Annotated in this window: 11 protein-coding genes; 7 read left to right on the top strand and 4 right to left on the bottom strand. The window is 53.0% G+C overall.

Annotated features, from left to right (window positions below; translation table 11 throughout):
- Positions 1-4: 4 nt before the first annotated feature.
- Both ACR0J4_RS20505 and ACR0J4_RS20510 read right to left on the bottom strand, forming a co-directional pair.
- Positions 5-859 (bottom strand): hypothetical protein, encoded by an 855-nt coding sequence (locus ACR0J4_RS20505; RefSeq protein WP_170667819.1) that lies wholly within the window; start codon positions 857-859, stop codon positions 5-7.
- Between the two features lie 89 nt (positions 860-948).
- Complete coding sequence (locus ACR0J4_RS20510; RefSeq protein ID WP_480668808.1) at positions 949-2,565, bottom strand: amidohydrolase; 1,617 nt, start codon at positions 2,563-2,565, stop codon at positions 949-951.
- A 297-nt stretch (positions 2,566-2,862) separates the two neighbouring features.
- Between ACR0J4_RS20510 and ACR0J4_RS20515 the strand changes: the two genes are divergently transcribed.
- Together ACR0J4_RS20515 and ACR0J4_RS20520 are read left to right on the top strand one after the other, a co-directional pair.
- Positions 2,863-3,816, top strand: coding sequence for a helix-turn-helix domain-containing protein (locus ACR0J4_RS20515; RefSeq protein ID WP_170667821.1), 954 nt, complete (start codon positions 2,863-2,865; stop codon positions 3,814-3,816).
- A 763-nt stretch (positions 3,817-4,579) separates the two neighbouring features.
- Positions 4,580-5,635: a tyrosine-type recombinase/integrase gene (locus ACR0J4_RS20520; RefSeq protein WP_170417862.1), complete on the top strand. Its 1,056-nt coding sequence runs from the start codon at positions 4,580-4,582 to the stop codon at positions 5,633-5,635.
- A gap of 54 nt (positions 5,636-5,689) precedes the next feature.
- Here the strand turns inward: ACR0J4_RS20520 and ACR0J4_RS20525 are convergent, their stop codons facing one another.
- Together ACR0J4_RS20525 and ACR0J4_RS20530 are read right to left on the bottom strand one after the other, a co-directional pair.
- On the bottom strand, positions 5,690-6,034 hold the full coding sequence (locus ACR0J4_RS20525; RefSeq protein WP_170417859.1) for a type II toxin-antitoxin system RelE/ParE family toxin: 345 nt from the start codon (positions 6,032-6,034) through the stop codon (positions 5,690-5,692).
- The gene (locus ACR0J4_RS20530; protein ID WP_170417856.1) at positions 6,031-6,288 is read right to left on the bottom strand and encodes a type II toxin-antitoxin system ParD family antitoxin; all 258 of its coding nucleotides are present in this window, start codon (positions 6,286-6,288) and stop codon (positions 6,031-6,033) included. Before ACR0J4_RS20530 ends, ACR0J4_RS20525 begins: the two co-directional genes overlap by 4 nt.
- A gap of 836 nt (positions 6,289-7,124) precedes the next feature.
- Here ACR0J4_RS20530 and repA point away from each other — a divergent pair.
- The 5 genes from repA (at position 7,125) to ACR0J4_RS20555 (ending at position 13,765) form a co-directional block, all read left to right on the top strand.
- Positions 7,125-8,309 (top strand): plasmid partitioning protein RepA, encoded by a 1,185-nt coding sequence (gene repA / locus ACR0J4_RS20535; RefSeq protein ID WP_170417853.1) that lies wholly within the window; start codon positions 7,125-7,127, stop codon positions 8,307-8,309.
- Positions 8,309-9,277 (top strand): plasmid partitioning protein RepB, encoded by a 969-nt coding sequence (gene repB / locus ACR0J4_RS20540; RefSeq protein ID WP_170417850.1) that lies wholly within the window; start codon positions 8,309-8,311, stop codon positions 9,275-9,277. Before repA ends, repB begins: the two co-directional genes overlap by 1 nt.
- 177 nt (positions 9,278-9,454) lie before the next feature.
- On the top strand, positions 9,455-10,510 hold the full coding sequence (locus ACR0J4_RS20545) for a helix-turn-helix domain-containing protein (protein ID WP_170417847.1): 1,056 nt from the start codon (positions 9,455-9,457) through the stop codon (positions 10,508-10,510).
- Between the two features lie 154 nt (positions 10,511-10,664).
- On the top strand, positions 10,665-11,774 hold the full coding sequence (locus ACR0J4_RS20550) for a Fic family protein (protein WP_170417844.1): 1,110 nt from the start codon (positions 10,665-10,667) through the stop codon (positions 11,772-11,774).
- Between the two features lie 329 nt (positions 11,775-12,103).
- Positions 12,104-13,765 (top strand): caspase family protein, encoded by a 1,662-nt coding sequence (locus tag ACR0J4_RS20555; RefSeq protein ID WP_170417841.1) that lies wholly within the window; start codon positions 12,104-12,106, stop codon positions 13,763-13,765.
- Position 13,766 lies beyond the last annotated feature (1 nt).

Here is a 13,766-nt window from a genome sequence, read left to right on the forward strand (position 1 = left end):
ACGCTCAGATCGTCTCACTCAAAGCAGCATCCGCTAAAGAGCCCTGGAGTGCCAACGCTTGAGCGGCGAGTGTTCGGGCATTGGTAGAAAGCGAGGATTTAGAAACGAAGTTTCGTGCGAAATGGCGGGCGGCTTCCGCTCCAACTACCTCGATGTAAGCATTGGCATAGGCACCAAATGCTGCGCCTGCTTCATCAGATTGCTCGTCGAGACCACTTTTTAGAAGCGCGCCCCAATCGGAACCACCTGTCATACCCAGCATCAGAATTTGAATGGGTTGCAGATAAGGGTCGGAAAGTACCACCATTCTCAACATGATAGCTTCGACGGAAATATTGAGCTCAAGTTGGCGCAGTTGGGCGTAGTCGATCCGGTCTAGTTCACGGAGCGCAAGACGGTGAACCCGGATGTCCTGATGACCAAGTTTTGTTGCAAAATAAACCATCCTGTCCGCATCGTCGCCCGCTCGCCATCGGTCGAGGCGGGAGAGAATGTCATCGAAGACCTCTACCATGTCGCCATCGACATTGGCCATGCGAGTCCATTTCCCGTAGCTCTCGCGTGCAAAAAGAACGTAGCCGTCAGGGTTTTGGGAAAACTTCTCTATAGTCGCGGCGTCAACGCGCTGAGGGATTTCGACGTCCTCTAAATCCGACCCAATCGATGCAAGGGGGTCGTATCGCAACGCGTCGTCGAAAGTCGGATAGGCAAGTGCGATTTCCTCACTGGCTAGAAGTTGATCTACGACAGTGATCTGCGGTTCAAAATTGTGGAACGCGCAAGCGAGTGCGGTCGATGCACTCAGCGATGCTGCGAACAGCGTCAGCAGTGCACTCGAGAGCTTGCAAAACTTCATCATCGCGTTTTCCTTTACTTGGACCTAGCGTTAAACGTTCGACCTGATGGGCTAGCAAAGCAGGCCCGTCAGCTTGGTTCGAACATAAGGATTTAGGAAACGTCCTGCCTTTCGCCCTCAAGCCAAGTCTCGCTGACGACGATGTTCTCGATTTGCATCGGGTCAACTGCCGTAGGATCGTCTTCCAGTATTGTCAGATCGGCATATTTTCCCGTTTCCAGGCTTCCCGCGATATCGTCCATGTGAAGTTGCCAAGCCGCGTAAGTGGTCACACCTTTCAACGCCTCTTCGACAGGGATGCGCTGATCGGGAGCGAAGACCTCCCCGCCGTCTGCCATCACGCGTGTCACCATGTCCTGAACGCAGCGCAATGGCCCCAAAGGCGAAACGGAATAGTCGCTGTGCATCGAGAACGGTATTCCCATTTCCACCGCTGTTCCGGCAGCATCGTAATATTCGACACGTTCGGGACCTAAAAGGTCGTCGCGGAAGGCCTTGCCCCACCACCGGATGTGCCCGGACAGGTATGTCGGCGATACGCCAAGCTCTTTCATTTTGACATACTGGTCCGGGTGGCCGACGCTGCAATGCTCAATTCGGTGTCGGTGATCTTGGCGCGGGTTTTCTGTTAACACACGCTCATACACTTTCAGAACCAAATCGATAGCCGCATCGCCATTGCCATGAACGGCAAGCGAGAAGCCGTCACCGTGAGCGCGTTTGACCACTTCGTAAAGTTGATCCTCAGTGTAGTTGAGCGCCCCCTGACTATCGGTTCCAAGATAAGGTTCCCGCAAATAAGAACTGTATGCTTGGGTCGCACCGTCCGACCAAGCCTTCATTTTGGCGACACGGAATTTATCGTCTCCGTATCCCATTCCAATGCCATGTTCGGCCCACAGATCCATTTCAGTAGAAACGAGAAAAGCCCTATGACGGGTTGGAGCGCGGTCCCTGATACGTTCAAGCAGCCTGACATCTTCTAACCCCTTGTTTTGCCCTACACTCGGATCGCCGATGCAAGTGATACCCACCCGCGCCGCGGTGTTTAGCATTCGCAAGGTCCGCAATTCCATTTCTTCATCGGTGATTGTCTGCGCTAGATTGACCACCGGCGCGAATGCGCCTGCTTCTTCGAGACGTCCAGTTAACTCTCCGTTTTCATCCTTCACAAAACGCGACGCCACCGGATCTGGCGTATTCTTGTCAATACCAGCCAGCTGCAAGGCAATTGAGTTGACGTATGCAACGTGTCCGCTGCCTTCCAAGATTAAGAAGGGATTATTGGGCGCGATGCCGTCAAGGTCCTGAAGTGTAAATTGCCGGCCACCCGGAGTGACTACGCCGTCATAGTCGGCGGCAAGCAACCATTCGCCGTCCTGCAACTGAGCGGCTCCCTCGTTCAGCTTTTGCAGCACTTCATCAAAGGAACTCACTTCAGTTGGACTAATGACAATGTAGTCGTCTTTAACCACTGACCACGTATGTGCATGACTGTCGATCATGCCCGGCATGAGCGTACGACCATCCAGATCAATAACACGCGTGCTGTTCGAGATTAGAGCATCAACTTCTTCCTGAGCCCCAACCGCGACTATCTTTCCGCCGCGCACTGCGAGAGCGTCGGCGTTCGGCTTGGTCGCGTCCATAGTCAGGATTTTGCCCCCTGTGAAAACTGTGTCGGCGGCGTCTGACTGAGCCAAAGCCATTCGGTATGGCAACATCAAGCCACCCGCGGCAAGCGATCCGGACCTTATGACATCTCGTCTGCTTGGGCGCTTTGCGGAAAAACCTGTGCCGTATGTGTATTTCATTTTCCAAATCCTCAATTCGAAATGACAATGCGCACATGGTGCTTTTGGGGCTACCACGCTTGCCATGCAGGTTAATTGAGTCTTCGAAAATCTCGCGATAAAACAGTATTCGAATTATCCGGTTCTGAGGTATTAAACTGTAGATCTACTTTGGTTTTGCTACTTTGCACGGCATATCGTTTGGAGGACCTGATGCAGTTGAAACCGCTGAAGAGTTTCGCACAACACTTTGCGAGAGCGCCTGCCCGGGAGTTCGAACTTGTGCAGCTCGGGAGTGGTGATCTTTCTCTGAAGGATTGCTGGCTGTACGGCAACGACAGTTTTGTCAATCTCGCGTCGAGTAAGGCGCGATCTTCTTGGACTGTGCTCGGTGATCAAGACATGATGGCTCTTATGGTGCCTCTTTCTTGGACCGGTGACTACTGCGTAAATGGTTGGAGCTCAAATCCAGGCGATGTCTATTTGCTCAACGGTAAACATGATTACTGCAATATCGGCCAAGACCGAAGGGTGCTTTTTATCGCGTTTAATCGCGAAAGACTGACGGATGAAATTTGGTCTCTGAGCGGCGCAAGCATCGCTGAACTGCCCAACGCGCACAAAAAACTCAACGTTGGAACAAATCTCGCAAACGAACTCACATTTATGGTCAGTCGAGCTTTCGAGGCGGCAATGCCCTGGGACCAAGCTCATCGGCAATTTGCAATGACGCCATATGGTGAGTGCGCATTGTTTGCCGAGTTGGCGAAGTGGCTTATATCATTGGATCTGTTTTCGACCGGAAAGACAATTCAGGACAATGCAGCATTTCATTGTGTCAGATCTGCGAGAGAGGCATTCAGTGCGACCCCTATAGAGAAACTAACAATTTCGGAAATGTGTAAAGCGGCAGGTGTGGGGCGGAGCCAGCTTCATGAGAATTTCGTTGAGATATTCAAGGAGTCGCCGTGGCAATTCATTCTGAAGCGGCGCTTGACTTCTGTCCGTGAACACTTGCTCAGCTTCGAGGAACCCGCTGCATCTGTGAAGGATTCAGCACTTGCACACGGTTTTATTTCCGGAGGACATTTCGCCAAAGAATACCGGAAATTGTTTGGCGAACTACCTTCTCAGACTTTGAAACGAGCTCAGACGCAAGTTCCTTAGGTTCTTCAATATTGTGTCCCAAAGCGTTAAGCATGCGATTGCATTTGATGACGTCGATAAAGAGCGCTGCAAACAGTTAGATCGCGTTGATATTTGACGTACAGTGAAATCCAATACAACCGACAGGTTTGCCCCCAACTCATACGTCAGTTCTCCAAAACTCGCTGCGTATTGCATGAGCGGCCGCCTATTTTTCTGCGACGCAGCTGTTGGCCAGACTCGGAAAGGTTGCTGCATATGCGTGCTATTTTACTCAACTACTCCGGCTTTGGGCTCGCAGCCGACATCCGATCATTTCACTTAGACAATGACGGGCATCTAGGCGACCAAGGTCGACAATGCGCGGAGAGCAGACCAATGCACCCGCAGCACTCAGTTCTCATAGCAATCGCGGCTCCGGGCTCTTTCGATCTGTTGATGCCTACCGCAGAGACACGTCTTTCGGAAAATGCGCACCCTTAAATGAGGTCGTCACGGCCTGCTCCTGTCATATTCCAGTCCGCGTTAACAGAACTGCGTTCGATCTGACCGGTGGGGACAGAGTTTGCGACAGATCCGTTGGAGGCAAAGGGTTTGTCGAAAACTCGGGGTCGCAGATTTCATTACAAAACGTTTGAACCTAACGTCCCTACCTTCTTTACGTGCAAAAAGTTTGCTTTTTGCACGTTACTTTTGGCACTCGACTTAATCTCTATTACATCCGATAAGTATCCCTTATCAAGTATAATTGATTTTGCGGGAAAATGGGCGCAGAGTGGGCCGTATGAGCACCCCTGAGCCCTATCTCCCCGCCCCCTCCCCTGCCCTGTCGCAGTCTGACCAGGACGCCCTGACCGATCTCTATGTCCGCGGCACACCCGCCAACACGCTCAGGGCCTATGAGCGCGATTTGCTCTATGTAACGGCCTGGAAGGCAGCACGGTTCGGAGTGCCGTTGGACTGGCCCGAGAGCGAGGCCACAGCGCTGGCCTTCATTCTCGATCACGCCCGCGATCTGGGAGATGCCGCGCCCGAGGATGTCGCGCGTCAGAGTGCCGAGATGTTGATCGCGCAAGGGCTACGCAAGTCCCTCGCCTGCCCGGCCCCTTCTACGCTGGACCGGCGCATCGCCTCCTGGCTGGCCTTTCATCGAATGAAGAACCTGACCAGCCCTTTTGATGCGCCGCAGGTGAAGCAGGCCCGTGCCAAGGCGCGCCGCGCCGCCGCCCGGCCCCCTGCCCCAAAATCGCAGCAACCGATTACCCGCGATGTGCTCGAGCAGTTGCTGTCCACTTGTCGGGGGTCCCGGCGGGATTGCCGCGACCGCGCCATCTTGATGCTGGGTTGGGCTTCGGGTGGTAGACGGCGCTCGGAGATCACCGGGTTGATGTTTGAAGACGTCTCGCTGAAGGAGTTCGACGAGAAAAGCCTGGTTTGGATTTCACTGCTGGAGACCAAGACGACAACCAAAGGTGAAACGCCGCGGCTGGTGTTGAAAGGCCGCGCAGCCCAAGCGCTGGCCCATTGGATCGAGGTGGGTGAGATTCAGGACGGCCCCTTGTTCCGGCCTGTTTCAAAAGCCGATCGGGTGTTAACCCGCCGCCTCAGCCCGGATGCCATCGCGCAGATCGTCAAGCGTCGGGCGAAACTGGCGGGCCTGCCGGACGGGTTCGCTTCCCCCCATGGGCTGCGCTCGGGCTTCCTGACCCAGGCCGCGCTGGACGGCGCCCCGATCCAGGCCGCGATGCGCCTCTCCCTGCATCGCTCCATGGCCCAGGCGCAGAAATACTACGACGATGTGGACATCGCGGATAACCCGGCGACTGATCTACTGGGGTGAGTAGTTACTGACTATTTAATAATCCCCGCTTGAGGGAAACTCCGGCTGCTGTGCCTATGTCTTGTTTCCTGTCGCATCTGTTAACGTGGCCAGCGCGGAAACATGTCGCGGCAGATCGCAACGGGAATGCAGGATATCAACAATGATCACCGCGTCCGGCTGATCCAGATAAACCAGGAAATGCTCTCCTGCGCGCACATATCTGAGATCCGCCGCCTCTTCGACCAATATAGAACAACTTCGGCTGGCCACCCTGCCCTCTGTGATGGCCTGACAGCGCGCTATTAGTTCTTGTTCATAAAGATCGGCTTGATGCGATCCAAACTTGTCGATGGTCCATCGGGCAATTTCCACCAGGCTGGATTCAGCGCGGCGTGTCAGTCGAAAGGGTCTGGTCACGCCTTGGCTCGTGCCCTTGCAAAGGCACGACGGATCGCATCCGAACCCCTGCCTTCTGCCAAATCTCCGGCCTGAGCCTGCGCTACACCCTCCTGCAAGCCTTGTTTGAGAGACTCCAGCCCCGCTTCTTCCCGCTCCAAAAGCCGAAGGCCGGCGCGCAACGCTTCACTGGCGTTCTGATATCGACCGGACGCAACCAGATTCTGCACCAGTTGATCCTGCGATTCTGTAAGTACAACATTGCGGGTTACCATGGCGTAAGCCTCCTTTTTGGCAATATATGCCAACGAGACCGTCTGTTCAACGATTGAGGAGCCCAAAATCACTAATTCGAGCAAGCTGGTTTTATGGACGCTAATGGGACGTGAACACACGGATCATGTCTGTGATCCCATATGAATCCAATGACGGTAGAGACTTGCGTCAAAAGCCGCGCCGCGCAAGCACAGCTGCACTGGATCGAGGACAGTTCCGTGTTCCGTCGCAACTTACAGGCGCACAATTCCCGAAACCCCGCCCTCACGGTATGCCATTTCTTGGGCAATTGGCGAGCGGCTGACTCTAGCCGGAATGTTCGCGTGTTTTCCTCTGCGCACGGGCTGAGCTCGGTGTATCTGACCCAGATCGCCATGCCATTCTCACCGCATCGTACTCCCGTACTGGCGCAGAAGTATTGTTACGAAGTTGGTATCGCAGAAAACTCGATAACGAAATTGTTGGTGAGAGAATTTGACCAATCAGCTCAACTAGCTCCCTGCCCTTCCCAATTGCGCAATTTGCGCCAAAAGCCGTTCGGCCTTCACTCCAACTCCATGCTAGAGGCGTTCTACTCAAAGCGGAGCATAGGGAGGAGTTTTACAGGAATGCCTTCGCATGCCTACGTTAGAACTTCATCGACTGAAAGAACCCATGATCCCGCTCAACCGAGTTTACAACTGTAAACCACCCTGCTCTGATGCAAAGCGTATGTAGTCCTCCGCGTTGGAAAACCTACAATATAGGCGAAAATCCTTGACTTAGTGCTATGAATCACGGCTGTTTATCTCAAGTGGCGCAAAAATGACCACATTCTTTAATTTGAGGCAACTACATGATTCCCGTGACACCACTTGCGGCAGAAAGACCATCGGCACTCGCCACGGAAATATCTGAGAGATTAAACTCGGCTATCCGGGAACATCTACTTGCTGCATTTGCCCCCGACAACACCAAATCACTGCGAAATTTTGCAGCGCCAGAAGCTGCTGAACTCTTAGGAGTCTCAGGTCAATTCATGCGCAAAGTCCACGCAGAGGGAACGATTCCTGAACCGAATGACGTACGCAGCGGTAGGCGTTACTATACTGCCCAAGAACTTTGGGAGGCTCGCGAAACGCTTGAGAAAACCTCACGCAAAAAAGGGCGCTATGTCCCTCGCCGGACTGAAGGAGAAAAGCTCCAAGTCTGGCAGTTGATGAACTTCAAAGGCGGCAGCAGTAAGAGCACCACAACAATTCACTTGGCTCACTATTTTGCGCTTCGCGGTTACCGTGTGCTGGCTGTTGATCTGGATCCTCAAGGCTCTCTTACATCCATGTGCGGCATAAGCCCCGAAATAGAGTTTGACGGGCTGACGATTTACGATGCTATTCGATATGAAGATCCGGTAGATATGGCGGACGTCGTGCTTCCGACGTACTTCCCCGGTCTCTCTGTGGCTCCGTCACGGCTTGTTCTTTCCGAATTTGAGACAGAATCTGCCGTTCACTCCAACCCAGACCATCCGTTCTTTACAAGAATACGGAATGCCCTGGCCCAGGTGGAAGGAGATTTTGACCTTGTTCTGATTGATAGCCCACCTCAGCTAGGATTCTTGACAATTGCTGGGATGGCGGCCGCCAGTTCATTGCTTGTGCCACTTACACCTTCGATGCTGGACGTGTCTTCGACGGCTCAATTTCTCGAACTCGCTGGTGCTTACATGGCAGTCATTGAAGATGCCGGCGCTACGCTCGAATACGACAACTTCAAATTCCTGATAACGCGTGACGAGCCAACAGACGTACCGTCTCAACAACTGGCTTCGTTCATGCGGGCACTGTTTCAGGATCGCGTTATGTCAGCCACAGCCCTCAAAAGCACCGCGGTCAGTGACGCCACAATGCTCAAACAATCAATTTACGAAGTCGTGCGGTCAGAAATGACACGCGCAACTTATGATCGGGCAAAGAACTCAATGGATGCGATCGGCTCTGAGGTAGAGCAAATGATCCATCAAGCATGGGGACGCAGCTAATGGCTAGAAAGTCGCTTCAGGAGATGTCGGGGATCGCAAACACCATCGCGCGCTCTGGCCCCAAGGCCATCGATAAAACTCCAAAACCCAATGCCCCTGCTCTTGGTGCGCTTCAGGGCTCTCTTGCCGCAATCAGGGAAATTGACCCTGCTCTGATCGACGACTGGGGGCCTGCCGATAGGCTCGGTGAGTTTACAGCTGTAAACATTGACGAAGAAGACGATAGTTTTGAAAGCTTGATGTCGAGTATACAAGACGGTGGCCAACAAGTTCCCATTCTTGTCAGAAGATCGAAATCCGACGGTCGATACGAGGCAATTTATGGACGGAGGAGGCTCAAAGCCTGTCGTGAACTTGGTATTAAAGTCCGCGCCAATGTTCAGGATATCGACGATGCTTCAGCGCTTCTCGCCAAAGGGCTTGAGAATGCTGCGAGGCGCAATCTTTCCTTCTACGAGAAAGCACGTTTCGCCGAGGCGATCCTGACTTCCGGGCATGACACGGCAACGGTGCGGCAAGTATTGAACGTTTCGAAATCAGGGCTGTCTCACCTGACAAAAATTACGCAACATGTTCCTGCAAAGATTGGTGACATGATCGGCGCAGCCCCAAAATCAGGCCGCCCAAAATGGACCGTGCTTGCAGAGCACTTCGTTGCAGGCAAGCTAGCGGAAGATGAAGCTGCAAATCTTCTTGCAACCATTGAGCCATCGATGTCGTCAGATGATCGGCTGGAAATGCTCCTAAAAGCAGCTGCCAAACGCGGTGCAAGACAAAGAGAAGGTGCAGCCGAACTCAACCCAATCGAAGGCGTTACAATCAAATCTACCAACGGATCACTAACTGTTTCGGTCAAAAGGACCGGAGCTAACGCTGGCTTCGCTAGCTGGTTGGACGAAAACATGGCTGAAATCATTAAGCGCTCACACGCTGAGTTTACAGCTGTAAACGCCAAGAAAAAGAACTGAGGACGAGCAGAAAGGAGGAAGGCAAACAAACAAAACCCCCGAAACCGGAGCTTCGAGGGCTGCTGCGCAAAGCGCAATTCTTAGATTAGACACCTAGAATCTAGCAGCACCCGAATCGCCACACAAGAAAAAACGCTCTTGAGCGAACGGGTAATTTTTGTCTGCCGATAGATAATCATGAAAACACTAACAGCATTGGCTCCAATTGGAGCGACCTTGTCGGGAACGGCAGGGCAGGGGAACAGTACGCCCAAAAAATGGATACTTCTTCGCGCCGTTGAAGAGGCCAGAGAACCTCTTGGGTTAAAATCCACAACTCTCAATGTCCTGAGAGCGATGGTTTCCTTTATGGGCGGTGATCAGATTGCTGCGGACCAGGATGATCATCACATCTGTTTCGCGTCCAACGCGGCGATAGCCAAACGAACTCATGTCAGCGTGCAGACAGTTGAGCGTCATATCTCGACGCTGGTGGACCTTGGACTTATCCGCCGCGTCATGAGCGCAAACGGTAAGCGATGGGCGCGCCGGGATCGCCAGGGCAGGGTGGTCACCGCAACTGGGCTCTCCTTGATGCCTTTGTCTGAACGGCACGCTGAGTTCATTCAGGAAGCCCAGAGGCATGCTGATCGCGTTCTCGAGTTCACTGTACTCCGTGACAAAGTTTCCGCCGCTCTGGCGCGCCTTAAGGAACTCGTAGCAAATGACACCGCGATCTCTGATTTGGTGACCACCGTACGCAATGCTCTGCGTCGCAAACCAGATGCGAATGTACTCAGCGAGCTGTTGGCAGAAATCTCTGTGGAAATCTCCGAGATAACACAGACTGATACAGAAAATTTGAGGGCCAGTGACAGTGAAATTGAGGGGCACAAAGAGGACTCTTTGAATCCGGAAGTTAAGAAAGAAAAGCTTTCTCAGATTCAGGTTTCTCCAGACCAAATGGAGCGCAGTTTTCCACGGCTATGCTCAGAACTACGCTTTGCAAAAGATCAGCACCACTGTGATCGGCTTATGGATGATATCGCCGAGTATCTACGGCTTGGCCAAACCTGGTATGCAATGAAATCAACTTTTGGCCCAGCTATTCGCTTCATTGTTCTCGGATACATCTTTCAACGTGCTGAGAACATACAATCTCCAGGGGCTTACCTGATTTCGTTGCTGGCCAAGATCGAAAAGGGCGAATTGTCTCCAAAGGCAATGCTCTCGCGGACATCCAATGCTACGTAAATTTGGGGAAACAGGATGAAATTTACCGTTTTCAGATTACACCTCCAAGTGATGACTGGATCGAAGGGTCTGAAAAAGGTGAGCTATAGGATTGACCTCTATAAATCACGCAACCATAAATAGTGAGTTATAGAAAGGAAGCTTATACCTCACGATGTGGAACTGGCAGAACCCTGACTGGCCTACCTTTCGTTACGACGCCGCAAGACTCGAACCATACGAGCAACAGTTCCTGTTGTCCTCAGGGGAAGTTCTTGGAGCGGTTCATCATGTGAACACATCGGATCGAGATCAATTGCGTATCGACCTGCTAAGCGAAGAAGCAATGAAGACCAGCGCGATCGAAGGTGAGATGCTGGATCGTCTCAGCGTGCAATCTTCCTTGCGCCGACATCTTGGACTGGCTCCCGACAGCTATCCATCCAAACCGCGCGAGCAGGGCGTTTCTGAAATGATGGTGGATGTTTATTCCAACTATTCGGAACCACTGTCACACGACACCCTGTTTCGGTGGCATGACATGCTTCTGTCCCATGACAGGCATCTGGAAACGATTGGATCATACCGGAGCCATGAGGATGCGATGCAAATCGTCTCAGGCAGGCTCGACCGCCCAACGGTGCATTTCGAAGCTCCACCTTCACATCAGGTTCCGGCTGAAATGGACCAGTTCGTAGCCTGGTTCAACCGGACCGCACCGGATGGTCCCGAACCATTGCGCGCACTGATCCGGGCCGGTTTGAGCCATCTGTATTTCGAGAGCATTCATCCCTTTGAGGACGGCAATGGCCGGTTGGGTAGGGCGCTGGCTGAAAAGTCCTTGGCCCAGAATATCGGTCAGCCAAGTCTGATTGCCCTTGCTTTCACGATCGAGCGAGAGCGGAAGGCTTACTACGACCAACTCGAACGCCATCAAAAGACGCTGGAAGTCACACCGTGGCTCGTCTGGTTTGCCGAAACTGTCCTTACAGCACAGCAGGTGACGCTTGAGCGGGTTGGTTTCTTTATTTCCAAGACGCACTTCTATGATCGGTACCGTGATCAGTTCAACACTCGCCAAAGCAAGGTAATCGCCCGTTTGTTCAAGGCTGGGCCGGATGGGTTCACAGGGGGATTGAGCGCTGAGAACTATATCTCGATCACGGGAACATCGCGCGCCACAGCAACGCGGGATCTCCAGAACCTGGTAGAGAAGGGCGCTTTGATCCGAACGGGTGAACTCCGGTACACGCGATATTGGTTAAAGCTAGATCGGGACGGGTAGGGGGCTGAAGTACGGCACGAAGCGCGGGAAGTGGAAGTTCGCTGCAGTCGCTACGCATGCTCGCAGGAAATGCGGAAGCTGACGTTTAGATAGCTTCCCAAGCGAGCATCTTTCTGTCCCGCCGCAAGGCGGCTCCGAGTTCGTACTTCATATGAATGGTCCATGCCGAAACTGGCGCAATGGGCGGGAAACGAACCTTCGTCGTGTCAATCCCGAACTCCGCTATGCGGCCTAAGCCGAGCTAGAGCTTGTCCACGCCGGTCATATTGATTGAATTCCGAAAGTGTGGAAACGTTCATATGGTAGACGCGTTAACGGCGATATTTCACATGAAGCGTATCCTGTTCTCAGTTGTGTTTTGTTTTCTGCCTGCGATGGTGCTGGCGGACAAAGTTGCCTTGGTAATTGGCAATGCGAACTACCAACATGTCAGCAATCTCAAAAACCCGTCGAATGATGCGATCGACATTGCAGAGGCATTGCGCAGGATCGGGTTTGAGGTCACAACAGGTCTTGATCTGGATTACCGCGACATGCGCCTTGCCATACGTGACTTTGGAGAAAAGGCAAAAAACGCCGAGTCGGTCATCGTATACTTCGCCGGCCACGGCATCGAGTTGGACAACACGAACTTCCTGATCCCTGTCAGTGCGGAACTGCGGAGCGACCGTGACATCGAACTCGAGGCAATCCGCCTCAACACATTGATTAGCTCCATCGCGGGCGCACCCGGCTTGAAGATCGTGTTGGTTGACGCCTGCCGCAACAATCCATTCCTCGCGACTATGGAGCGCACAAACAGCACCCGCTCAATTGGACGCGGACTTGCACGTATCGATCCGGGAGGTGTGTTGGTTGGATATGCTGCAAGGAGCGGAACGCTGGCGCTTGACGGCGATGGCCGCAACAGCCCCTATGCTCAGGCTCTGCTCAACCACATCGAGGAACCCGGACTTGAGATTGGCAAGTTGTTTCGGCGAGTCCGCGACAGGGTTTACACTCTGACAGAAGGCTATCAGGAGCCATTTACTTATGGCTCGCTTCCCGCCAGAGACATTTTTCTTGTTCCAGATGCGGCTGCAGGCTCGACGCCAGAGGAAGAAATTGAGCGTGTCGAAGACCAGATTTATGCGGACTTTGAACTTGCGCGTTCGCTCGGAAGGCTTGATGCGATCGAGATGTTTCTGGAGCGATACGAAGGCGAAAGGGATCATTTTGCAGTCGCGCTCGCCCTTTCGTTGCGGGACGACTTGCTTGCTGAGCACCAGAAGGACGAAGTGCCGGGCAACAGTAGTACTGCGCGAGACAAAGTAGCAGCTCTTGTGCCGACATCGCCTCAAAGCGCGAAGGATGATACAGAGACGCGCAGCCTGATCCGTGATATACAAACTGAGCTAAATCGCGTTGGCTGCAGCGCTGGCACAGCGGACGGTGTTGCGGGCCCACGCACGAGATCTGCTTTCTCTCGGTATATCAGCGCTAGAGAGAATCTTGGACTGACGCCTGAGAGCCTCGAGACCAGTGAAACTCTTGCCGCACTTCGAGGAGAGCAAGGAAGAGTCTGTAATCAGTTGGTCGCGCCGTCTTTCGCGACTTTTGATGGTGACTACATTGTCTTAATCAGACGCAGATGGGACGATGATTATTGGCAAACAACCAGTCGGCCCGACAAGGCCTATTTCCCCGGAAAAATCGAGCCACTTGCAGCCTTGCGCATCAATCGCAATGGAGACAAGCTGACCTTGCTATCTGCCCAAGGCTTTGCGGCCGAAGGGCCTTGGTTTAGGGACTTCACTGGCAAATTCGATGACTCCGGTCAGTTGAAATTGCGCTTCACATTGAGTTCGCATTTCGGGCAGGCGACACCCTATAAGGTCAATATAAGCGTCAAACTGCCCGAAGGACTTTCGCCAGGAAGAAGGCTTGTCTACGAGCCGCGCAGGATTGACGGGCAGTTTTTTCTGAATTTTCTAATACGCCGTGTCAGTTGAA

It is taken from the genome of Ruegeria sp. B10 (assembly GCF_056539825.1).

Excerpts from the sequence above, each read along its gene's own strand:
- ACR0J4_RS20505 (WP_170667819.1), bottom strand. The coding sequence starts at position 859 with ATGATGAAGTTTTGCAAGCTCTCGAGTGCACTGCTGACGCTGTTCGCA.
- ACR0J4_RS20510 (WP_480668808.1), bottom strand. The coding sequence starts at position 2,565 with ATGGCTTTGGCTCAGTCAGACGCCGCCGACACAGTTTTCACAGGGGGC.
- ACR0J4_RS20515 (WP_170667821.1), top strand. The coding sequence starts at position 2,863 with ATGCAGTTGAAACCGCTGAAGAGTTTCGCACAACACTTTGCGAGAGCG.
- ACR0J4_RS20520 (WP_170417862.1), top strand. The coding sequence starts at position 4,580 with ATGAGCACCCCTGAGCCCTATCTCCCCGCCCCCTCCCCTGCCCTGTCG.
- ACR0J4_RS20530 (WP_170417856.1), bottom strand. The coding sequence starts at position 6,288 with ATGGTAACCCGCAATGTTGTACTTACAGAATCGCAGGATCAACTGGTG.
- repA (WP_170417853.1), top strand. The coding sequence starts at position 7,125 with ATGATTCCCGTGACACCACTTGCGGCAGAAAGACCATCGGCACTCGCC.
- repB (WP_170417850.1), top strand. The coding sequence starts at position 8,309 with ATGGCTAGAAAGTCGCTTCAGGAGATGTCGGGGATCGCAAACACCATC.
- ACR0J4_RS20545 (WP_170417847.1), top strand. The coding sequence starts at position 9,455 with ATGAAAACACTAACAGCATTGGCTCCAATTGGAGCGACCTTGTCGGGA.
- ACR0J4_RS20550 (WP_170417844.1), top strand. The coding sequence starts at position 10,665 with ATGTGGAACTGGCAGAACCCTGACTGGCCTACCTTTCGTTACGACGCC.
- ACR0J4_RS20555 (WP_170417841.1), top strand. The coding sequence starts at position 12,104 with ATGAAGCGTATCCTGTTCTCAGTTGTGTTTTGTTTTCTGCCTGCGATG.